This is a genomic window from Bacillus sp. mrc49 (assembly GCF_002803435.1).
The window spans coordinates 1-901 of record NZ_PHNG01000182.1 but is presented as its reverse complement, the minus strand read 5'-3'; the positions used below and the strand labels follow the sequence as shown (position 1 = coordinate 901).

Genomic DNA, 901 nt, shown 5'->3' with positions numbered 1-901 from the left:
GTCGATCCAAATAGTCTGATTACATTCTGGTGCGGAACGACAACCCCTTTTGGTACACCGGTTGAACCGGAAGTATAGATAATATACGCCGAATTCAAAGGCGATAACGGTCGGATGCGGTCAACATCCGTTGGATTGATCGGCGAATGATGCTCTAATTCTTCAATGGTACTCGCTTCATCCAGGATGATTTGCCTAATATCAGCCATCTCAGGCAGCTTCGATGCTACACTCGAATCGGTCAGAACACATGCAGGCTGGGCATCAGAGAGCATGAACGATAACCGGTCCGCTGGATACTCTGGATCCAGAGGCAGGTATGCGGCCCCTGCCTTGAGTACAGCCAGCAGGCCGATAACCATTTCCAATGATCTAGGCAAGGCCAAAGCGACGAATTGCTCCGGTCCTATCCCTTTCGCAATGAGCAGGCGGGCAAGCTGGTTCGCCCTTTTGTTCACCTCTTCATATGTCAATGAAGTCTCCCCATATACCAAGGCAATATGGTGAGGATACTTTTTCACCTGTTCTTCAAGCAGTGAAGGTATGCTCGCTTGCTCTTTTTCATCGGAATTTCCATTCCAGTCCACAAGGATTTTTTGACGCTCTTCAGGTGCCAGTATATCCAAAAGCCCTATATGCTGATCGGGTTCCGAAAGGGCGCCGTCCAATAGCCTTAATAAACGATAGATTAGCATTTCGGCAGTCTCCCGCTTAAAGAGATCTGTACTATATTCAAGGAACCCGCTGATTCCATCCGGACTGCCATTTTCAGCATGCACTTCTCGGAATTCCATGGTCAAATCGAACTTCGAAGCACCTACGCTGTATAGCTTCAGATTGGATTGCACCCCTGGAAGCTCCAATTTAGGATCTGGTGTATTCTGCAGCGCAAGCATGATCT

Annotated in this window: 1 protein-coding gene; it reads right to left on the bottom strand. The window is 48.3% G+C overall.

The window, feature by feature from the left end:
- A partial coding sequence (locus CVN76_RS01260; protein WP_157805425.1) for an AMP-binding protein occupies window positions 1-901 on the bottom strand: 901 nt, incomplete at both ends.